This window comes from Amycolatopsis deserti, assembly GCF_014653945.1.
GTDB lineage: Bacteria > Actinomycetota > Actinomycetes > Mycobacteriales > Pseudonocardiaceae > Amycolatopsis_E > Amycolatopsis_E deserti.
Genome location: NZ_BNAU01000003.1, coordinates 603482 through 622780 on the forward strand (window position 1 = coordinate 603482; position 19299 = coordinate 622780).

Sequence of the window (19299 nt, forward strand, 5' to 3'; positions counted from 1 at the left end):
GGGCGTCCCCGGACGCTAGGCTCGAACACAGCGGCGTTGCCGAACCAGCCAGGATGGAGCAATGACGGAACCGAGGTTTTCCGAGTCACCCGACGAGCAGCCGCACCGCGTGGTCGTGGTGGGGCCTGACGGCTCGCCGGTGGGGACCGCGCGAATCCCGAACAACGACGACGAGCAGCAGGAGTCGGTCGGTGACCTGGTCGAAGAGCCGGCGAAGGTCATGCGGATCGGCACCATGATCAAGCAGCTGCTGGAGGAGGTGCGGGCCGCGCCGCTGGACGACGCGAGCCGCGACCGGCTGCGGGAGATCCACCAGACCTCCGTGAAGGAGCTGGAGCAGGCGCTCGCGCCGGAGCTGCAGAGCGAGCTGGAGCGGCTGGTCAAGCCGTTCACCGACGGCACCACCCCGTCGGACGCCGAGCTGCGCATCGCGCAGGCTCAGCTGGTCGGCTGGCTGGAGGGCCTGTTCCACGGCATCCAGACGGCGTTGTTCGCGCAGCAGATGGCCGCGCGGGTGCAGCTGGAGCAGATGCGCCGCGGGCTGCCCGCCGGGCGCGGCGGCCAGGAGGGCCAGGCGCCGGGGATCAGCGGCACGGGTCAGTACCTGTGACGGGTGCCCGCGCGCGGATCAGGCGTCGGCGCGCGGGCAGACCACCACGTCGTCGTTCGTGATCGCCCGCGAGCAGTCGAACCGGGTCTCGACCAGGTCCGGCGGCAGGGCGGCGACGTCGATCCACAGGGGCTGGATCACGACGTAGGCGGCCGACGGATCGGACAGGCAGGCGACGTTCTCCGCGTAGCTCGCCGTGTCCCGCAGCGACGGCAGGTACGTGCCCCGCCGCAGGTAGGCCGGCGACGGATAGCGGCACGGCGTCGGGTTGCCCATGAAGTACGCGATGTCGCCGAAGGCCAGGTAGACCACCGGCGTGTCCGCGCCGATGCGGTCCCGGACGGCCAGCATCTCCTCGGTGAACTTGTGCTCGATCTCCACCCGGCCGGCGTTGGTGTAGTCCGCGTGGACCCCGTCGAACGAGTACGGCGTCGTCGGCAGGATGGGCACCGTCAGCGCGAGCACCCCGACCAGCACCGGCACCGACAGCACCTGCCGTCCGCCACGGCCGGGCTCCACCGCGCAGGCCAGCATCGCCACCACCACCAGGCCGCCGAGCAGGCCGTACGCGAGCGTGCCGTGACCGGAGCGCCAGTCGAACGACGCGCCGAGGCACACCCGCGCGGCGAACAGGACCACGACCGTCGCCCCGACCAGCGTCCACGGCGGCCGCCCGTGCACCAGTGTCCAGCGCGCCACGGCCAGCGCCCACACTCCCGCGGCCAGCGGGACCCACGCGGCCAGGTGGTACTGGAACCACTGCCCCTGGATCACCGCCGCGCCCAGCACGAGCGCCAGCGCGAGCACCGTCAGGACCGGCCAGGCCCACCGCCGCCGCGACAGCCGCACCAGCACCACCAGGCTCGCCGGCAGCAGCGCGACCAGCGGCACGAGCATGGCCTCGTTGGCCGCGAACTTCACCACCGCGCCGAAGTCCCGGGCCGCACCCTCGTCGAGCAGCCACGCCTCACGCAGCCACCGCCACTCGCGCGGCGCGAGCAGGCTCAGCCCGAACAGGCCGAACCCGGACACCACGGCGCTGACCCCGGCGACCAGCGCGCGCCGCCGGTCGAGCACGACGATCACCCCGAGTGCGATCAGCGCGGTCGGCAGGGTCGTGTACTTGACCAGCACCGCCAGCGCCAGCAGCACCCCGCCGAGCACGCTCGACGTCCGGAACGCGGACCCGATCGCGGCCACCCCGAGCAGGGCCGCGACCCACTCCGGCTGCAGGAAGTCCCAGTTCGGCGCCAGCGCCAGGGCCAGCCCGACCGCCGCGGCCACCGCGGACGCCTCACCCGACGGCAGCCGCTGCCGCAGCCCGGCCCGCAGCCACCAGGCGGCCGCGGCGACGAGGACCAGCGCGACCAGCCGGATCAGACCCTCGCCGACCCCGACCGGCCCCACGTCGAACACGCTCAGCGCTTCGGCCAGCCAGCGGTACGCCAGCGGCCGGTGCACGAACGTCCCGGTCGCGCCGAACGGGCTGACGTCCAGCCCGCCGAGCACGTAGCGGATGTCGTGGCCGAGCCCGATCCACGAGGCGGTCAGCGCCACCGGCAGCGCCGCGACCGCCGCCCACACCCATCCCCGGATCGGCTTGCGACGTCCCTGCTCACGGACCGGATGGGTGGCCGTCATCTACTCGCCCGCTCTCTCGGCCCGCACCGACAGCGCCTCCTCGAGCCGCGCCAGCCGCTCCTCGTACCGGGCCACCGCGGACAGCCTCGCCCGCACGCGCGCGTGCTCCGCGCGGACCTCCTCGACCGCCGAGACCGGCGCGCTGCCGTCGGTGCCCGGGCGCTCCAGGCCGGCCAGCCTGCTGTCCAGCCCCGCCACGTGCGCGGCCAGGCGGCGCAGCTCGTCGTCGTGCCAGCGGTAGTGCCCGGCCAGCTCGTCGCATCGGCCGGTCAACCCGTCCCGCAGCTCACGCAGCTCACCGCGCAGCCCGTCCAGCTCCGCGTGCAGGTGCCCGAACCGCGGCCCGGACCGCTCGTCGGTGACCTGCTCGATCCGCCACCGCAGCCGCTTCCACACCGGGAAGCCGGCGGCCTTGACCAGTTTCTTCGCGGCGTTCACGGCACCACCTCGATTCGGCCCGCGTCGCGCCAGGAACGCAGCAACGCGGATTCGGCGTGCAACCGGTGGTCCCCGGTCACCTTCACGTCCTCGCCCCACGCGTGGGCGAACGAAGTCTGCTCCGGCTCGTCGACGATCGAGAACCCGGCCAGCCGGATCTTCGCCTCGGGGAACAGGGTCACGGCCAGGTACGCGGTCAGCGTGCCGGTGGTCGCCCAGGTCGCCGACGCGGTGTCCAGCCCGAGGGCCCGGCTCAGCGGCACGACGTAGGGCCGGTTCGGGATCGGCACGAAGCCCAGGTCGGCGGGCCACCAGTCCGGGATGTTCGCCGGCTCCCAGTGCATCCGGCCCGGCTCGGCCAGCAGGTACAGGCGCGAGGTGTAGTCGGCGAAGGTGTGCGGGCTGGCGATCACGCCCCGGTGCAGCACCACGACGTCGGTCCGGCGCCCGTAGCCCGGCTCGCCACCGGGCTCGTCGAGCGCGAACGTGGTCATCCGCACGACCAGGTCGCTGTCGTCGATCAACGCGGCCCGCTCCCCCGACGGCGGCATCGGCGCATTGCCGACCACGGTGAGGGTTTCCACGCGCCCGCCCCGGCCGTAGGCGGTCAGCAGGTCGCGGAGCGTGTCCTGCTCCGTCCCGACCGCGGCCGTCTCGGAGACGGTCTCGGCGAGGTACACGGCAATCACCCTTCGTCGTCGAGGCGACGACTCTAGCTACGTTCGGCGGAGTCGGCGACGCGGAGCCTCTTCACCTGGGAAGACCCGCTTGACCCCGTCGCCGAGGGCGGCTTCCACGGCCCGGATGTCGCGCACCAGCCGGCGCAGCCCGTCCGGTTCGAGCGAGGCGGCCTGGTCCGACCCCCACATCGTGCGGTCCAGCGTCACGTGCCGCTCCACCACGCACGCGCCCAGCGCGACGGCGGCGATGGAGACCTGCAGCCCGCGCTCGTGGCCGGAGTAGCCGACCGGCACGCCGAAGCGCTCGGCGAGCGTGTGGATCGTGCGCAGGTTCGCCTCCTCCGGCGGGCACGGGTAGGTCGAGGTCGCGTGCAGCAGCACCAGCCGGTCGGTGCCCAGCAGCTCGACCGCTGCGTCGATCTCGGCCATCGTGGACATGCCGGTGGACAGGATCACCGGGCGGCCGGTGTCGCGCAGCGCGGTGAGCAGCTCGCGGTCGGTCACCGAGGCGGACGCGACCTTGTGGCACACCACGTCGAACTTCTCCAGGAAGTCCACGCTCGGCACGTCCCACGGCGAGGCGAACCAGGCGATGCCCAGCTCGGCGCAGTACCGGTCGATCTCCTGGTACTCGTCGAGCCCGAACTCGACCCGGTGCCGGTAGTCGAGGTAGGTCATCTCGCCCCACGGCGTCTCGCGCCGCGTGTCGCGCATGTCCGGCGGGGTCGCGATCTCCGGGGTCCGCTTCTGGAACTTCACCGCGTCCGCGCCGACCCGCGCCGCGATCTCGATCAGCCGCTTGGCGATCTCCACGTCGCCGTTGTGGTTGATCCCGATCTCCGCGACGGTGTAGACGGGCCGGCCGGGACCCACCTCGCGGTCCCCGATCCGCACGGCACTCACCGGTTGGTCCTCCGTTCGACGGCGTCCAGGACGAGATCGGTCAGCTCACGGACCGCACCCGCGCCACCCGGCCGGGTCAGCACGAGCCGGGCGGCGCGGCGGACCTCCGGCAGCGCGTCGGCGACCGCGACCGGCCAGCCAACGAGGGCCATGCACTCCAGGTCGCGCAGGTCGTTGCCGACGTAGGCGACGCGCGCCGGGTCGAGCCGCTGCTCGGCGAGCCAGGTCTTGAGCACGGCGGCCTTGTCCCCCACCCCGTGCAGCACCGCCGCGCCGAGCTTGCGCGCCCGCGCGGCGACCACCGGGTTCTGCTCGACGGACAGGATCATCAGCGGGATCCCGGCCGCCTTGAGCCGGGCCGCGCCCGCCCCGTCGGAGCGGCTGACCACGACACCCTCGGTGCCGTCCTGCAGAACGATCGCGGTGTCGTCGGTGTGCACCCCGTCGAAGTCGGTGACCACGGCGTCCACGTCGATGCCGGTGTGCGGCGGCGGGTCGATGACGGCGGCCAGCGCGCGGGCGATCGCCAGGTCCTCCGGGGTGTCGATCTCCACGGCGTGCTCGGCAGGGGTCTCCACCAGGCCGATCCGGCCGAAGAAGCGGTGGCCGGCGGCGCGGAAGCCGGGCACGCGCATGCCGTAGACGGCGCCGGTCTCGCGGTACTCCGGCTCGCGGTCCTGCCGGCGCGGCCGGAACGAGGCGTCGTGGTTGACCGCCACCGCGCCGCCCGCGGGGTCCCGGCGCCACAGGAACTCGTGCACGCGCACCGCGGTGAACGCGCAGTCCCAGCCGCCGTCGACGATCAGCGAGATCACGTTGTCCACGGTCTCCGGCGCGATGAACGGCGAGGTGCACTGCACCAGCAGCACCACGTCCGGTTCGCCGTCGGCGGTGTCGCGCATCTCGTCCAGCACGTGGCGGAGAACGGCCTCGGAGCTGACCGAGTCGCCGGACAGCTCGGGCGGCCGGGGCAGGACCGTGGCGCCGCCGGCCTTGGCGACGGCGCTGATGTCACCGCTGTCCGTGCTCACCACGACCTCGTCGACGCGGGCCGCGGCGGCCAGCGACCGGATCGCCCTGGCGATCAGCGGGGCGTCGCCGACCTGCGCGAGGTTCTTGCCCGGTACGCCCTTGGAGCCGCCCCTGGCCGGGACGACCGCCAGCACGCGGGTCTTCGGGGTCTCAGGCACGGGGGCGAGGGTACGTGACGATCCTGTGCACGCCTGCGTCCCGGACGGTCGCACAGCGTGATTTCCCACGATGATCAGCCGAACCGGACGTCTCCGCCCTGCCCGGAGTGCGTGTGTCCCGCTCGCTACGCTAGGTCCGTGCAAGCCACCAGCACGGTCCAGCAGACCAGCGACGATCTCGCCCGCCCGGCTGAGCTTCCGCCCTTGTCGGACAGCCGGACGTTCGGGCGCGCGTTCGGCGACATCAAGGAAGGCCTCCGCCAGCGCGAACTGTGGAGCCACCTCGGCTGGCAGGACATCAAGCAGCGCTACCGCCGGTCGGTGATCGGCCCGTTCTGGATCACCATCAGCCAGGGCGTCATCGCGCTCGGCCTGGGGCTGCTGTACTCGCAGCTGTTCAACATGCACATCCAGACGTTCCTGCCCTACATCAGCGCGGGTTTCATCGTCTGGGCCTTCATCAGCGGCTGCCTGACCGAAGGCATGGAGACGTTCATCGCGAACGAGGGTCTGATCAAGCAGATCCAGGCCCCGCTCACCGTCTACGCGCTGCGCACGGTGTGGCGTCAGACGCTGATGTTCGCGCACAACCTGATCGTCATCGTGATCGTGGTGGCGGTCTTCTTCGGCAGCCTGAACCACGGGTACGGGCTGTCCGAGGGCGTCTGCACCGGTGACGGGATCTGCCACCCGGGTCTGGGCTGGTACAGCCTGACCGCGATCCCGGCGTTCTTCCTGCTGGCGTTCAACGGCGTGTGGGTCACGCTGCTGCTGGGCATCATCTCGACGCGGTACCGGGACATCCCGCAGGTGATCAACTCGCTGATCCAGCTGCTGTTCTACCTGACCCCGATCGTGTGGCCGATCGACCAGCTCACCGCGGGCGGAGCGCGGCACAGCGTCAGCTGGGCGGAGCCGATCATCAAGTTGAACCCCATCTACCACTTCGTCCAGATCCTGCGCGCGCCGCTGATCGGGCAGGCCGTCAGCCCGTGGAGCTGGGTCGCCGTGGGTGGCATCACGATCGTGGGCTGGCTGCTCGCGCTCGTCGCCATGCGCAACTACCGGGCCCGCGTCTCCTACTGGGTGTGAGAACGAACCAATGGTCAGCATTGATGTGCAGAACGCGTACGTCGACTTCCCCATCTTCGACGCCAAGACGCGCTCGCTGAAGAAGAAGGTCCTCGGCAAGGTCGGCGGCAAGATCGGCACCGAGTCGAAGGTGCCGATCATCGAGGCGCTGCAGGACATCACCCTGTCGCTGCGCGAGGGTGACCGGGTCGGGCTGGTCGGCCACAACGGCGCGGGCAAGTCGACCCTGCTGCGGCTGCTGTCGGGCATCTACGAGCCCACCCGCGGTCTCGCGCGGGTCGAGGGCAAGGTCGCGCCGGTGTTCGACCTGGGCGTCGGCATGGACCCGGAGATCTCCGGCTACGAGAACATCATGATCCGCGGCCTGTTCCTCGGCATGACGCGCAAGCAGATGGAGAAGCGGGTCGACGACATCGCCGAGTTCACCGAGCTGGGCGACTACCTGCAGATGCCGCTGCGCACCTACTCGACCGGTATGCGGGTGCGGCTCGCGCTGGGTGTGGTGACCACGATCGACCCGGAGATCCTGATCCTGGACGAGGGCATCGGCGCGGTCGACGCGGCGTTCCTCAACAAGGCGCGGGACCGTCTGGTGGATCTGGTGAACCGCTCCGGCATGTTGGTCTTCGCCTCGCACGCCGACGACCTACTCTTGGAGCTGTGCACCACGGCCATCTGGATGGACGAGGGCCGGATGAAGATGCGGGGCGGCCTGCGCGAAGTGCTCACCGCGTACAAGGGCCGGGACCCGTTCGAGAACATCAGCGCGGAAGCCGCGCAGCGGATCGAGGCCGCGCCGGCGGTACAGGGCGGGGAGTGACATGAGCGGTCCGGAGCAGGCTCCGATGCGACCGGGCGGTGTGGCGGCGGTGGTCGTCACGCGGCACCGCCGTGAGCTGCTCGCGGACTCGCTGAAGATCATCGCCGCGCAGACCCGGCCGGTGGACCACCTGGTGGTCGTGGACAACGGTCCGGACCAGCCGGCGCGCGACGTCGTGGAGTCGTTCCCGGGGCAGTACACGTACCTTCCGTCGCACCACAACCTCGGTGGTGCGGGAGGGTTCGCGCTGGGGATCCTGCACGCGCTCGCGCTGGGCGCCGACTGGGTGTGGCTGGCCGACGACGACGGCCGACCGGCGGACGAGACGGTGCTGGCGGTGCTCCTGGAGGAGGCCGAAAAGCGCGGTCTGGCCGAGATCTCGCCGATGGTCACCAACATCAACGCGCCGGAGAAGCTGGCGTTCCCGCTGCGCCGCGGCCTGACCTGGAAGCGGTCCTCGGCCGAGCTGGGGGTCGATTTTCTGCCGGGGATCGCGTCACTGTTCAACGGCGCGCTGTTCCGGGCGTCCACTTTGGACGTGGTCGGCGTGCCGGACCTGAGGCTGTTCGTGCGTGGCGACGAGGTCGAGGTGCACCGGCGGCTGGTCCGGTCCGGGTTGCCGTTCGGCACGTCGCTGCGGGTGTCCTACCTGCACCCGGACGGCTCGGACGAGTTCAAGCCGATGCTCGGCGGGCGGTTCCACGCGCAGGACCCGGAGAACGAGGTCAAGCGCTACTACACCTACCGCAACCGCGGGTACCTGCTGTCCCAGCCCGGGATGCGGAAGATCGGGGCGCTGGAGATCCTGCGGTTCGGGTTGTACTTCGTGGGTGTGAAGCGCGATCCGGCGGCGTTCGTGCAGTGGCTGAAGCTGGTGCGCCAGGGTCAGCGGGAGCGGTTCTTCCGCTACTGAGGGCGCTTTCCGGGGCGGCGCTTGCGCTGTCCGCGAACTTTGTTGCCGGACAAGATCGGCTGCTGGTGTGCTGGGTGCATGGCTGATGAAAAACCCGCGCTCGTCCTGCACCTCGCCACCGGCGGCGAGCCTCTGCTGTTCGCCCTGCCGCCGGAGGACGTCGACGAGCTGGAAAAGGACCTGCACCTGCACCTCGAGCACGGTTCGGTGCAGACCGTGCGCACGAAGGAAGGCTCCCGGGTCACGGTGAACTTCGCGCACGTGGCCGTGGCCTACATCGACGACCTGCAGCGGAAGAACAAGGTGTTCGGCTTGCATTGACGACCCGGCGCACGGTGATCGAAGACCTGGCGGCGGTCAGCGCGGGATCGCCCAGCGCGGCACCCACGTCCCGGCAGCGTCGTGGCCGGCTGCGGTGGCGGCGAGGTGGGCGCGGAGGGTGGCCAGCGCCGGGTGGGGATTGTCGTGGCGCCAGAGGAGCGAGTGCGGGTAGACCGGCGTCGGGTCGGTCACCGGGATGCGGCGCAGGCCGTGGCCGGCGGGCCAGACGAGACGGGTCTGCTCGCCCATGAAGGTGGCCAGGGCCGGGGTGTCGGCGATGGTGTCGAGGAGCGCGTCGGAGCCGAAGTTGGGGCCGGTCGCCTCGATGGTGAGGCCGAACTCGGCGACGAGGTCGTCGTAGTAGGCGGCCCACTCGGTACCGGGGACGATGCCGGGCATCCAGATCCGGTGCCCGGCGAGCTGAGCGACGGTCACCGACTGGGCGCCCGCCAGCGCGTGAGCGGGGCCGGTGAGGAGCTGGAGCGGCTCGTCGAGCACCCGGGCGGACTCGATGTCCTCGGGAAGAGGCCGGCCGGGCACGGCGACGGCGCGGAAGGACGCGTCGATCGCACCGGACCGGATGGCGGCGACGGCCGTCTCGATGTCGAACAGCCACACCACGTCGAGCTCGATCTCGGGGTGCGCGCGGTGGAAACCGCGCATCAGGCCCGACGCCGCGCTGCGCGAGGCGAGCACGTCGACGCGCAGCGGACGGCTGCCGGCACGTACGGACGTGACCGCGCGCTCGGCGACGCGCAGCAGCTCGCGCGCGTGGGGCAGGAACGCCTGCCCGTCGATGGTGAGCTCGGCGCCGCGCGCGGTCCGGGTGAACAGCCGCACACCAAGCTCCTTCTCCAGCACGGCGATGCGCTTGGAGACGGCCTGCTGCGTGATCGACAGGTCGGCGGCGGCTTCCTGGAACTGACCCGCGTCGGCTGCGGCGACGAAGGTGCGCACGGCGTCGAGATCCACGCCGATCCACCCTAGCGCACAACGCCTGGTTGTGACTTTATCGCAGATCAGTTGTTTGACCTGCGGCGGCGTCATCGGGTCTGCTCTCACTGATCAACGTCGGTTTGTTCGGGTGGGACACAAGGGGTGCGCTACGCATGGTGGGCAGGAGACGGTTGGGCCGACGGTTCGGGTGGCTGTGGGCGGCGTACGCGGTCAGTACGTTCGGCACGTGGCTCGCGTTCGACGCGTTCTCCCTGATCGCGATCCTCGTGCTGCACGCCGGGCCGACCGAGGTGTCGGTGCTGGCAGCCGCGGGGCTGGCGGTGGGAGCGGTGGTCGCGGTGCCACTCGGGCCGTGGGTGGAGTTCCGCCGCAAGCGGCCGGTGATGGTCGCGATGGACCTGACCCGGTTCGTGGCACTGATGACCGTCCCCGCCGCGCACGCACTCGGTCTGCTCAGTCTCGTCCAGCTCCTGGTCGTGTCCGTCGTCGTCGGTGCGGCCGACATCGCCTTCAACGCGGCCAGTGGCGCGTACCTGAAGGCACTCGTGCGGCCGGCGGACCTGCTCGTCGCGAACGGGCGATTCGAGTCCACGACCTGGACCGCCACCGTGCTCGGACCGCCGGCCGGCACTGCCGCGATCGGGCTGTTCGGCCCGGCGACGACCGTCGTGGCCAACGCGGTCAGCTATCTGCTCTCAGCCTCGGGGATCCGTGCGATCGGCGGCGGTGAGCCGCGTCCCGTGCACACCGCCGCGCACGGGACGCGGCTGCGGCCCCGCGACCTGTTCGAAGGGTGGCGGTACATCCTGACCCACCCGACCCTGCGCCCCTTGTTCGTCAACACGGTCCTGGTCAGCAGCCTGGTCATGGCAACCATGCCCCTGCTCGCCGTCCTCATGCTCGGCGACCTCGGGTTCGCCCCCTGGCAATACGGCCTCGCGTTCGGCCTGCCCTGCGTCGGCGGCATCATCGGCGCGCGGCTGGCCCCCCGGCTCGTCTCCCGGTTCGGACAGCACAAGGTCATGCTCGCCGCCGGGGTCCTGCGTGCGTGCTGGTCGCTCGGACTGGCCTTCATCCAGCCCGGCGTGGCCGGGCTGGTGCTCGTCATCGCGGTCGAGTTCGGACTGATCACCTGCATGGGCGTGTTCAACCCGGTGTTCGCCACCTACCGGCTCGAGCGAGTCCCGGCGAACCGGATCGCCCGCACCCTGTCGGCGTGGTCGGTCACCAGCAAGGCGACTGTCGCGGCCATGACCGGGCTGTGGGGCCTGCTGGCCGGCATCGTCGGCCCCCGCACCGCGATCGCCGTCGCCGGGCTGCTCATGCTGATCACCCCGGTGCTGCTCCCCCGGCGCGACCGCACGCCTGACAGCGGCGAAAAAGAACCGGCCCCGCCGCTGGAAGCAGCAGGGCCGGCTGGGAAACCACAAGACCTCAGAGCCGGTACAGCCGCTTCCAGTTTTCGCGGCTGGTGAGCTGCGGGAGGGCGCGCTTGTACTGCGCCTGCACCGCGTGTCCCTCCTTGCGCAGCCGGTTCAGGGTCTTCACCGCGCGCTTGCCCAGCTCGAACATCCGCTCCCGGTCGTACTTGCGCACCCGCACGCCCTCCTGGGACGCGTCGGTCACGACCGCCGTGTCGAACAGCGCCACGTGCCACCAGTGCGCCTCGTCGTTCGGCACGGCTCCCAGCGCGAAGCGGGAGCGGCCACGCAGCCGGTCGACGATCCGCTTCACCAGGATCAGCCGCTGCAGCGCGGGCCGCGGCGCGGCGTTGATGATCCCGATGTCGTTCGACGCGATGCCGGGCACCTCGGTCGCGTCGTGGCGCTTCGTCTCCGGGTACTGGGCCCGGATCGCGCGGATCTCCTGCATCGCGGCGACACCGCCGTCCTCCAGGATCGACGGGCCCTCCAGGAAGTCCTCGACCGCCTTGATCAGCGTGTGCGTCAATCCGTACTGCATGCCCAGCAGGTAACGCACGACCTGCGCCATCAGCGTCCGGCACACCACGTTCAGGTTGAAGTCACTGTGCAGCGCCGCGGTGATGATCGAGTTGCGCAGGTTGAAGTACCGGTGCCACTCGTCCCAGTCCTTCCAGTGGAAGTCGGCGTGCCAGACGCCCGCGCCGGGCAGCGTGACCGTCGGGAAGCCGTGCGCCCGCGCCCGGTAGCTGTACTCGGCGTCGTCCCACTGGAAGAAGAACGGCATCGGGTACCCGATGGCCTTGACCACCTCGTACGGGATCAGGCACGACCACCAGCCGTTGTAACCCGCGTCGAGCCGCTTCTCCTGGCGGTTCGGCTCGCCGGTCTCCTCGTCGACACCCAGCAGGTCCGCCGTGTGCAGGCTGTGCTCGACCGGCACACCCGGCTCCAGCTTCTCCAGCCGCGCGTACTCGGCACCCACGTGCAGCTGGTGCGGGTGCAGCAGGTTCAGCATCTGCCCGCCGACGATGACCGGGTTCGCGGCCAGGTTCGAAAACGCCGTCATCCGCACGACCAGATCCGGCTCGAGCAGCACGTCGTCGTCCATGAACAGGACGTTCGCGTGCTCGGTCTCGGTGTGCCCGGCCACCTCGTACAGGCCGCGGGTGAAGCCGCCCGCGCCGCCGAGGTTCGGCTGGGTGATGTAGTGCAGCTTGTCGCCCAGATCGGCCGCGACCTGCGCGAACCCGTCCCGCGAGTCCACCCGGTCGGTGCCCTGGTCGGCGACGTAGATCGCGTCCAGGGTGTCCAGCGACTGGAGGTCACCGGCCAGCGCCCGCAGGTTCTTCAGGCAGTCGTCGGCGCGGTTCATCGTGCAGATGGTCACCGCGGTCGGCCGGATCTTCTCCGGCGGCTCGACCGTCCACCGCACCCGCTCGACGGTCAGCCGCTGCCCGGCCTGGGTCTCCAGGTCCAGCCACAGCGCGCCGCCGTCGTAGAACTTGTCGATCTTCACGTCGAACTCGACGGACGCCTGGTCGGCCCCCTCGACCTCGCGCGCCTCGATCGTGCGCGGCTCGCCCTCGACGTCGGACGCGCGCACCGCGAGCTGGCCGGCGCCGCTCACCACGGCCTCGACGCGCACCTGGCGCACCTTCGTCCAGCGCTGCCAGTAGCTGGCCGGGAACCGGCCGAAGTAGGTGTTGCCGGACACGCGCGCCGACGGCTCCAGCGTCACGCCGTCGCGGCCGCGGTTCACCACGCCCTCGAGCACCTCGGAGTAGAGGTCCTTGGACACGATGGGCGACGGCCCGGCGTAGAGCCCGCGCTGCGCGGTCAGGCGGCCCTGCGGAACGTGTTCGGCGAACGTGGTCTGGTCCTGCGCCAACTGGGCTCCGTTGGTCTTCGCCTCAGCGGGGGCAGGCTGTCCCGCGGCAGTCTTGCCGGCCATCAGTTCTCAGTCCTCCAGGGGAATCCGACTCGCGACCGCCAAGTTACACGGGTCACCTGTGAACGAATCACGAGCCGGACTCCGGCGAAACATCGGTCACATCCGGTTCCCGGAAGACAACCCACTTGAGCATCACGAAGTTGATCGCGGTCGCGGTGCCCTGCGAGATCACCCACGCGACTGTCGGCTTGAACGCGAACTCGCCGAGCACGTGCAGCATCAGCGCGTTCACACCGACGGCGACGAAGAATGTGACGCCGTACAGCAGGACGAAGCCGCCGATCTGCCCCTTGCCGCCCTTGCGGCCACCGGAGAACGTGAACTTCCGGTTAAGGAAAAATGCGGTCGTCGTACCGATGATGAAACTGATCGCGCGGGCGACCGTGTCCCACGGAGCGTAATCGAGACCCAGCGCTCGCAACCCGGTGTAGGTACCGAGATCGAGCAACGCGCAAAATCCGCCGATCAGCGCGAATCGCACCAACTGGCCGAGCAGGCCCGGGCTCGCCTTCGCGGTCACTGCCTGCTCCTGCGGTTCCGTAGACACCACTGCACTACCTCACCAGCGTGCGATTTCCAGGACCGGAAAAGTGTAGAAGCGCCTCGGTCAAAGCCGCCCTTCGGGGATGGTTACCCTGGTCCGGGTGAACACGACACCGCATACCGAGCGGCGGACACTCACCGGGTGGGGTCGCACCGCCCCGACCGTCGCAGACGTGCTGACCACGCCGGACGTGGAGACGATCGCCCGCGCGGTGGCGCAGGCCGGCGAGCGCGGCGTGATCGCCCGCGGGCTCGGCCGCTCCTACGGGGACCCGGCGCAGAACGCCGGTGGACTCGTCATCGACATGACCGCCCTGAACACGATCCACTCGATCGACCCGGACACCGGTGAGGTCGACCTGGACGCCGGGGTGAGCCTCGACCAGCTGATGAAGGCCGCGCTGCCGTACGGCCTGTGGGTCCCGGTGCTGCCCGGAACGCGCCAGGTGACCATCGGTGGCGCGATCGCCAACGACATCCACGGCAAGAACCACCACAGCGCGGGCAGCTTCGGCAACCACGTGCTGTCGATGGACCTGGTCACCGCGGACGGCCAGATCCGCACCCTCACCCCGGAGGGCCCGGAGTCCGAGCTGTTCTGGGCGACGGTCGCCGGCATCGGCCTGACCGGCATCATCGTGCGCGCGAAGATCCGCATGAAGAAGACCGAAAGCGCCTACTTCATCGTGGACGCCGACCGCACGTCGAGCCTGGACGAGACCCTGGAGCTGTTCAGCAACGGGTCCGACCTGAACTACGACTACTCGATGTCGGTGCCGGACCTCATCAACTCCGACAGCCGTCTCGGTCGTGCCACGTTCTCCCGCGGCTCGCTGGCGAAGCTGGACCAGCTGCCGCCGAAGCTGCGGGCCGATCCGCTGAAGTTCGACGCGCCGCAGCTGATGACGCTGCCCGACGTCTTCCCCAACGGCCTGGGCAACAAGCTCACGTTCGGGATGCTGAACAACATCTGGCAGCGCACGGTGCCGAAGAAGGGCGCGCGCGGCAAGATCCAGAACCTGACGCAGTTCTACCACCCGCTGGACATGCTCAGCGAGTGGAACCGCGCCTACGGTTCCAAGGGTTTCCTGCAGTACCAGTTCTCCGTGCCGTTCGGCCGGGAGGACGCGCTCAAGGACCTGTGCCGCAAGATCGCGACGTCGGGTCACTACTCGTTCCTGAACGTGTTCAAGCGGATGGGCGAGGGCAACCGCGCGCCGCTGTCCTGGCCGTCGCCGGGCTGGATGCTGTCGGTGGACTTCCCGATCAAGGACGGCCTGGGCCGCTTCTGCACCGAACTCGACGAAGACGTCCTGGCGGCCGGTGGCCGGCTGTACACCGCGAAGGACTCGCGCACCACGCCGGAGACCTTCGCGAAGATGTACCCCCGGCTGGAGGAGTGGCGCAAGATCCGCCAGTCGGTCGACCCCGAGGGCGTGTTCGCGTCCGACATGAGCCGGAGGCTTGAACTGTGATCGACGCTGTTGGCAACCCCCAGTCCCTGCTGCTGCTCGGCGGCACGTCCGACATCGCGCTGGCGATCGCGCGGAAGTACCTGAGCGACGCGCCGGAGCTGCGTGTCGTGCTGGCCGCGCGGGCGTCCGAGCGCCGCAAGCTGGCCGCGGAGAAGCTGCGCGCGGCCGGCGCCACGGTGTCCGAAGTGGACTTCGACGCGACGGACACCGCCTCCCACCCCGCGGTGCTGGACCAGGCGTTCTCGGCCGGGGACATCGACGTGGCCGTGGTGGCGTTCGGCCTGCTCGGCGACAACGAGGAGGCGTGGCAGAACCACGCCACCGCGGTCGAGCTGGCGACGGTGAACTACACGGCGGCGGTGTCGGTCGGCGTGGCGCTGGCGGACAAACTCAAGAAGCAGGGCCACGGCTCGGTGATCGCGCTGTCCTCTGTGGCCGGTGAGCGCGTGCGGCGGTCGAACTTCGTGTACGGCTCGACGAAGGCCGGGTTCGACGGGTTCTACCTGGGCCTTGGCGAGGCGCTGGCGCCGTTCGGCGTCAAGGTGACGGTCGTGCGGCCGGGCCAGGTCAAGACGAAGATGACCGAGGGCCTGGGCAAGGCGCCGCTGGAGCAGACGGCCGAACAGGTCGCCGAGATCGCCGTGGACGCCGCGCGCAAGGGCAAGGACCTGGTGTGGGCGCCGGCGCAGTTCCGCGCGGTGATGTCGATCCTGCGGCACGTGCCGCGGCCGATCTTCCGCAAGCTGCCCATCTGATCGTTCCACGAAAAAACGCCCCGGGCACCGCGATGGGCCCGGGGCGTTTTTCGTGTTCAGGCCACGCAACCCGCTGCCGTGGCCGCCACCGGGAGCCAGGCTTTCAGGAAGGCGACGAGGGCGTCCCGCCGCGCCGGGATCTCCTCGGGCACCGGTTCGGCGCGCTCCAGCCCGACGAAGCCCACGAACAGCCGCGGCTCGCCCTCGTACGTGCACTCGGCCGACGCCTGCGCCCCGTCGTTCGCGACCGCGGCCGCCTTCCCCACCCCCGCGACCGGGGTGGGATTTCCGCGGTTCGCCAGCTTCCAGCCCTCCTCGGCCAGCACGTCCCAGTCCCGTGGCGCCACGCCGTGGCCGAGGTAGAGCACGGTGCTGTTGTCCACCTCGACCCGGCAGGACCCGCTCCCGGCGCCCAGGTCGGTGCTCCGGTCGGCGATCTGCTCCCCGCCCGGCAGCAGCGGCGCGAGCACGGCGGGGTCCACCGGGACGCCGCACACGCGCTCGGGCACGGCGTACTCCCGGGACTGCTCGCACCCGGCCACGGTGACGGCCAGCGCGGCGGCCACCCCGGCCAGCGCGAATGCACGCATCGTCCAGTCTCCCGATGGAACCGAGGTTATTGGCTCAGCCAGTAACCGTAGGAGGTGTAGTCCGGGTACGGGTTCAGCAGCGGGCGCGGCTGCTGGATCTCGATGTGCGCCGAGGGGTCGGTGATCAGCTCCGCGGGGATCGTGAAGCTGTAGGTCGACCACACGCCGTCCCGCTCGTCGCGGGTCCACACGCCCGCGTCCACGCCGTTGACCAGCACCCGCATGTCGAACACCGTGCCGTGCATCGCGGTGCGGGAGGTGATCGTCAGGGGGCGGCCGGGCACCAGGTTGTGCGCCGTGAACGCCTCGCCACCCACGATGGGGCGGAAACTGTCGATCACGTCGCCCACGCGGCCCAGCGACGTCCACGGCTGCGCGCCCACCTGGGCCGCCACCGGCGCGTACCCGTGCTCAGCCTCGCTGCGCAGGTCGCCCACGTTCACGTAGTCCCGCAGCTCACCGGGCACCGCCTGCTCGTCGCCGCTGCCGGCCAGCGACCAGTCCGCCTCGTAGACGCTCAGCCACCGGAACGGCACGATCAAGCGCCCGCCGAGGTCCGGCTGCGCCTGCACCTCGAAGTTCATCTCCGCCGGCGTCCGCAGCACCCCGACGTCCTTCAGCGGCTCCATCGACGGGCCGGGCGCCGGGTCGTACACCGCGAAGTAGGCCGGCCGCTGCGCCGCGGGAAGGTGCTTCAGCGCCTCGTACAGCGAACCGGTGCCGTTGTTCGCCGGCGCCGCGAACCCGTTGGTGCCCAGGCCGATCAGATCCAGCACCCGGTGCTCGCCGAAGTAGGCGACCGCGCCCACGTCCTTCACCGCGACGATCGCCTCCGGCGGCAGGTTTCCGCGCACCCACTGCGCCACCGACACGTCCGTGTCGCGGATCGCCGCCGTCGCCCGGCCGAAGCGGACCGACCAGCTGGGCAGCGTCGCGAGCGACAGCACCAGCACCACCACCAGAGCGCCGTGCAGCGAAATGCGCCGGGCGCGCTCGCGGGCGGCGATCCGGCTCAGCCCGTACACGCCGATCACCACGAACAGGACGAACACCGGCATGAACGGCTGCACGTACCGCAGCTCGTGCACCAGCGCGGTGTTCAAAGTGGACACCGATACCAGGATCAGCAGCAAGCCGGCCGCCAGCGCGTACAGCATCGGCCGCCAGGTCGGCCGCGTGAGGAACACGTAGACCATCCCCGCCGCGAACACCAGCAGCGCGCCCGGGAACGCGTAGTCCTGCCCGTCGAACCCCAGGAAGATGTTCAGGAACCCGCGCGCGTTGGCCATCGTGCGGTCGGTGAACTCGCTGAACCAGAACAGCGGCCGGTCGTGCAGGAACGACTTCGACTGGATGCCGTTCGCCGACGCCGTTCCAGTCGCGATCTTGTAGAACAGCAGCTGGGCCGCGCCGACCGCGATCGGCAGCAGTGTCCACAGTGCCCGCGGCACCGCCCGGCGCGGACGCGTCATGTGCCGGTGCGCCCACACCGTCCACAGTGCCGCGAACGCGAGCGTCACCGCCAGGATCAGGCCCTCGGTGCGTACCAGCGCCAGCAGACCGCCCAGCACCGGCGTCCACCGGAACCGCGCCCACGGCTGCTCGGTCACGAACGCCAGCAGCGTCGCGACCACCAGCAGCATGACCAGGCCGACCTCCATGCCGCTGGCCGAGCCCCACGCCAGCGGGCCGCTCAGCGCGACCAGGACACCCGACCACACCCCGACCGAACGCGACACCAACTTCGTGCCCAGCACCGTGACCAGCCCGGTCGCCAGCGCGAAGCACAGGATGCCGAAGCCGGTCGCGAAGGCCAGGAAGAACGTGCCCTGGAAACCCACCGCGTACGCGGCGCCGAGCACCAGCGCGTACAGCAGGCTGCTCGCCCCAGCGCTGATCTCGTCGCCGGCGTTGAACTGGAAGAAGTGCCCCAGGCCCAGCTGACGCCCGTACTGCAGGTGGATGTAGACGTCGTCGAGCGGCGCGATCAGCTTGCCCTGGTTCCAGGCCAGGCCGCTCGCGACGAACACGACGCCGACCAGCGCGGCCAGCGTTGCGGTGAGCCAGAAGGCCCGGTCGCCGGGCAGTACGCGGCGCGGCCGGCGGGTGGTGCGGTCGACCTCGTCCGAACGGTCCAGAACTTGTGTCACTTCACGCACACGCCCTGGCCCGGTTCCGTGGTTGCCTCATCGGGCCAGGCTATCCCGCGACTCTCGCCACTGGTCGAACAGCAGGTCCCGGTGCAACTCGTGGTAGCGCGCCAGGTCGAAGATGTGCACGGTCTTGGACCAGCGGCCGTCGTCGCCGGGCCGGAACCCGTCCGCCTCGGCGCGCTCGAAGTCGCTGCCCAGGTAGTGCACGCCGACCGAACCGTCCAATGTGATCCCGGCGACCTCGCACGAGTAGCCGAGGTACTCCGCGCGCGTGCTCACCTCGGCGACCCGGCCGCCTTCGGTCTCCAGCACCCCGGAGCGCGGTCGGCCCGCGACGACCGCCGCCTGGCCGTTGGGCCAGCCGCCGTGCAGCGGGATCCCCTCGACCGGCCGCGCGAACCGCGCCGCGCGCCACCGCGTGAACAGCAGGTCGTTCTGCCGTTCCGCGTAGTCGCGGAGATCACGCATGTCGACGGTCTTGTAGTACTCGTAGGAGTTCTCCTGCACGAAACCGTTGATCGTGGCCCATTCGTTATCCCATTCGGCGTCCAGCACGCGGGCGGTGCCGTTGTCGAATGCCGCGTCGACCATCACGCGGTGGTCCCGGTAGCTGGCGTAGACCTGCACCGAGAAAACGCGTTCACACATCTCCACCGGAACCGCGCCGGCGAGTTCCTGACGCGGGAACGGCGCCGGTCTCGCGTCGCGCACCTGCGGGAAGTGCACGTAATTTTCGCCCGCCGCATACGAAACCGGGTAGGACACGCCGTCCACGACGGCGATCGTGCCGGTGCGGTACAGGGGGTAGGTCACGCCGGTGCCCCCTCTGCGTTTTCCGACCAA

The 19299-nt window shown here is 70.5% G+C and carries 19 protein-coding genes; 8 read left to right on the top strand and 11 right to left on the bottom strand.

All coding sequences use genetic code 11. The annotated features are described in order from the left end of the window. Nucleotides 1-61 precede the first annotated feature (61 nt). Entirely contained in the window at nucleotides 62-610 is a 549-nt protein-coding gene (locus IE290_RS17660; protein WP_191245671.1) for a bacterial proteasome activator family protein, read from the top strand. Nucleotides 611-628: 18 nt separating this feature from the next. Here IE290_RS17660 and IE290_RS17665 read toward each other — a convergent pair whose 3' ends face one another. Genes IE290_RS17665 through IE290_RS17685 form a run of 5 tightly spaced genes read right to left on the bottom strand, consistent with a single transcriptional unit; the run spans nucleotide 629 to nucleotide 5462 of the window. After that, nucleotides 629-2251 (bottom strand): hypothetical protein, encoded by a 1623-nt coding sequence (locus tag IE290_RS17665; RefSeq protein ID WP_191245672.1) that lies wholly within the window; start codon nucleotides 2249-2251, stop codon nucleotides 629-631. Continuing rightward, nucleotides 2252-2689, bottom strand: coding sequence for a hypothetical protein (locus IE290_RS17670; RefSeq protein ID WP_191245674.1), 438 nt, complete (start codon nucleotides 2687-2689; stop codon nucleotides 2252-2254). After that, nucleotides 2686-3369, bottom strand: coding sequence for a hypothetical protein (locus IE290_RS17675; RefSeq protein WP_229874554.1), 684 nt, complete (start codon nucleotides 3367-3369; stop codon nucleotides 2686-2688). The genes IE290_RS17670 and IE290_RS17675 overlap by 4 nt, the downstream gene beginning before the upstream one ends. A gap of 36 nt (nucleotides 3370-3405) precedes the next feature. Beyond that, nucleotides 3406-4272, bottom strand: coding sequence for an N-acetylneuraminate synthase family protein (locus IE290_RS17680; RefSeq protein ID WP_191245676.1), 867 nt, complete (start codon nucleotides 4270-4272; stop codon nucleotides 3406-3408). Then, nucleotides 4269-5462 (bottom strand): acylneuraminate cytidylyltransferase, encoded by a 1194-nt coding sequence (locus IE290_RS17685; protein WP_191245677.1) that lies wholly within the window; start codon nucleotides 5460-5462, stop codon nucleotides 4269-4271. The genes IE290_RS17680 and IE290_RS17685 overlap by 4 nt, the downstream gene beginning before the upstream one ends. A 138-nt stretch (nucleotides 5463-5600) precedes the next feature. Between IE290_RS17685 and wzm the strand changes: the two genes are divergently transcribed. The 4 genes from wzm to IE290_RS17705 all read left to right on the top strand — a co-directional run bounded on the left by wzm (nucleotide 5601) and on the right by IE290_RS17705 (nucleotide 8608). Next, complete coding sequence (gene wzm, locus IE290_RS17690; RefSeq protein ID WP_191245678.1) at nucleotides 5601-6554, top strand: galactan export ABC transporter permease subunit Wzm/RfbD; 954 nt, start codon at nucleotides 5601-5603, stop codon at nucleotides 6552-6554. Nucleotides 6555-6564: 10 nt separating this feature from the next. Continuing rightward, entirely contained in the window at nucleotides 6565-7374 is an 810-nt protein-coding gene (gene wzt / locus IE290_RS17695) for a galactan export ABC transporter ATP-binding subunit Wzt/RfbE (protein ID WP_191245679.1), read from the top strand. Nucleotides 7375-7399: 25 nt separating this feature from the next. After that, on the top strand, nucleotides 7400-8287 hold the full coding sequence (gene glfT1, locus IE290_RS17700) for a galactofuranosyltransferase GlfT1 (RefSeq protein ID WP_191245680.1): 888 nt from the start codon (nucleotides 7400-7402) through the stop codon (nucleotides 8285-8287). A 78-nt stretch (nucleotides 8288-8365) separates the two neighbouring features. Next, the gene (locus tag IE290_RS17705) at nucleotides 8366-8608 is read left to right on the top strand and encodes a hypothetical protein (protein ID WP_094003559.1); all 243 of its coding nucleotides are present in this window, start codon (nucleotides 8366-8368) and stop codon (nucleotides 8606-8608) included. A gap of 36 nt (nucleotides 8609-8644) precedes the next feature. On the opposite strand, the gene IE290_RS17710 is transcribed toward IE290_RS17705, so the two are convergent. Further along, nucleotides 8645-9580, bottom strand: a complete 936-nt coding sequence (locus IE290_RS17710) for a LysR family transcriptional regulator (RefSeq protein WP_191245681.1) — start codon at nucleotides 9578-9580, stop codon at nucleotides 8645-8647. Between the two features lie 137 nt (nucleotides 9581-9717). Here IE290_RS17710 and IE290_RS17715 point away from each other — a divergent pair, with 137 nt between their 5' ends. Continuing rightward, complete coding sequence (locus IE290_RS17715) at nucleotides 9718-11040, top strand: MFS transporter (RefSeq protein WP_191245682.1); 1323 nt, start codon at nucleotides 9718-9720, stop codon at nucleotides 11038-11040. Here the strand turns inward: IE290_RS17715 and IE290_RS17720 are convergent. Then, nucleotides 11000-12940, bottom strand: coding sequence for a glycosyltransferase (locus IE290_RS17720; protein ID WP_191245684.1), 1941 nt, complete (start codon nucleotides 12938-12940; stop codon nucleotides 11000-11002). The two genes, IE290_RS17715 and IE290_RS17720, sit on opposite strands and share 41 nt — an antisense overlap. A gap of 67 nt (nucleotides 12941-13007) precedes the next feature. Further along, nucleotides 13008-13490, bottom strand: a complete 483-nt coding sequence (locus tag IE290_RS17725) for a GtrA family protein (RefSeq protein ID WP_191245686.1) — start codon at nucleotides 13488-13490, stop codon at nucleotides 13008-13010. Between the two features lie 76 nt (nucleotides 13491-13566). Between IE290_RS17725 and dprE1 the strand changes: the two genes are divergently transcribed. Beyond that, nucleotides 13567-14958, top strand: coding sequence for a decaprenylphosphoryl-beta-D-ribose oxidase (gene dprE1, locus IE290_RS17730; protein WP_191245688.1), 1392 nt, complete (start codon nucleotides 13567-13569; stop codon nucleotides 14956-14958). Continuing rightward, nucleotides 14955-15713, top strand: a complete 759-nt coding sequence (dprE2, locus tag IE290_RS17735; protein ID WP_191245690.1) for a decaprenylphospho-beta-D-erythro-pentofuranosid-2-ulose 2-reductase — start codon at nucleotides 14955-14957, stop codon at nucleotides 15711-15713. The genes dprE1 and dprE2 overlap by 4 nt, the downstream gene beginning before the upstream one ends. A gap of 56 nt (nucleotides 15714-15769) precedes the next feature. Here the strand turns inward: dprE2 and IE290_RS17740 are convergent, their stop codons facing one another. From IE290_RS17740 to IE290_RS17750, 3 genes are read right to left on the bottom strand one after another with little or no spacing between them, the layout of a single operon-like run. Next, on the bottom strand, nucleotides 15770-16303 hold the full coding sequence (locus tag IE290_RS17740; RefSeq protein ID WP_191245691.1) for a hypothetical protein: 534 nt from the start codon (nucleotides 16301-16303) through the stop codon (nucleotides 15770-15772). A 26-nt stretch (nucleotides 16304-16329) separates the two neighbouring features. Next, nucleotides 16330-18453: a DUF8728 domain-containing protein gene (locus IE290_RS17745; protein ID WP_191245693.1), complete on the bottom strand. Its 2124-nt coding sequence runs from the start codon at nucleotides 18451-18453 to the stop codon at nucleotides 16330-16332. 36 nt (nucleotides 18454-18489) lie between these two features. Continuing rightward, a complete protein-coding gene (locus tag IE290_RS17750) occupies nucleotides 18490-19269 on the bottom strand; it encodes a hypothetical protein (RefSeq protein WP_191245695.1) in 780 nt (259 codons plus the stop codon). Nucleotides 19270-19299: the final 30 nt, after the last annotated feature.

What these genes read in the sequence shown, in the direction of transcription:
- dprE1 (WP_191245688.1), top strand. Translation starts at nt 13,567, where the DNA reads ATGGTTACCCTGGTCCGGGTGAACACGACACCGCATACCGAGCGGCGG.
- glfT1 (WP_191245680.1), top strand. Translation starts at nt 7,400, where the DNA reads ATGCGACCGGGCGGTGTGGCGGCGGTGGTCGTCACGCGGCACCGCCGT.
- IE290_RS17740 (WP_191245691.1), bottom strand. Translation starts at nt 16,303, where the DNA reads ATGCGTGCATTCGCGCTGGCCGGGGTGGCCGCCGCGCTGGCCGTCACC.
- IE290_RS17660 (WP_191245671.1), top strand. Translation starts at nt 62, where the DNA reads ATGACGGAACCGAGGTTTTCCGAGTCACCCGACGAGCAGCCGCACCGC.
- IE290_RS17720 (WP_191245684.1), bottom strand. Translation starts at nt 12,940, where the DNA reads ATGGCCGGCAAGACTGCCGCGGGACAGCCTGCCCCCGCTGAGGCGAAG.
- IE290_RS17715 (WP_191245682.1), top strand. Translation starts at nt 9,718, where the DNA reads ATGGTGGGCAGGAGACGGTTGGGCCGACGGTTCGGGTGGCTGTGGGCG.
- IE290_RS17705 (WP_094003559.1), top strand. Translation starts at nt 8,366, where the DNA reads ATGGCTGATGAAAAACCCGCGCTCGTCCTGCACCTCGCCACCGGCGGC.
- IE290_RS17665 (WP_191245672.1), bottom strand. Translation starts at nt 2,251, where the DNA reads ATGACGGCCACCCATCCGGTCCGTGAGCAGGGACGTCGCAAGCCGATC.
- wzt (WP_191245679.1), top strand. Translation starts at nt 6,565, where the DNA reads ATGGTCAGCATTGATGTGCAGAACGCGTACGTCGACTTCCCCATCTTC.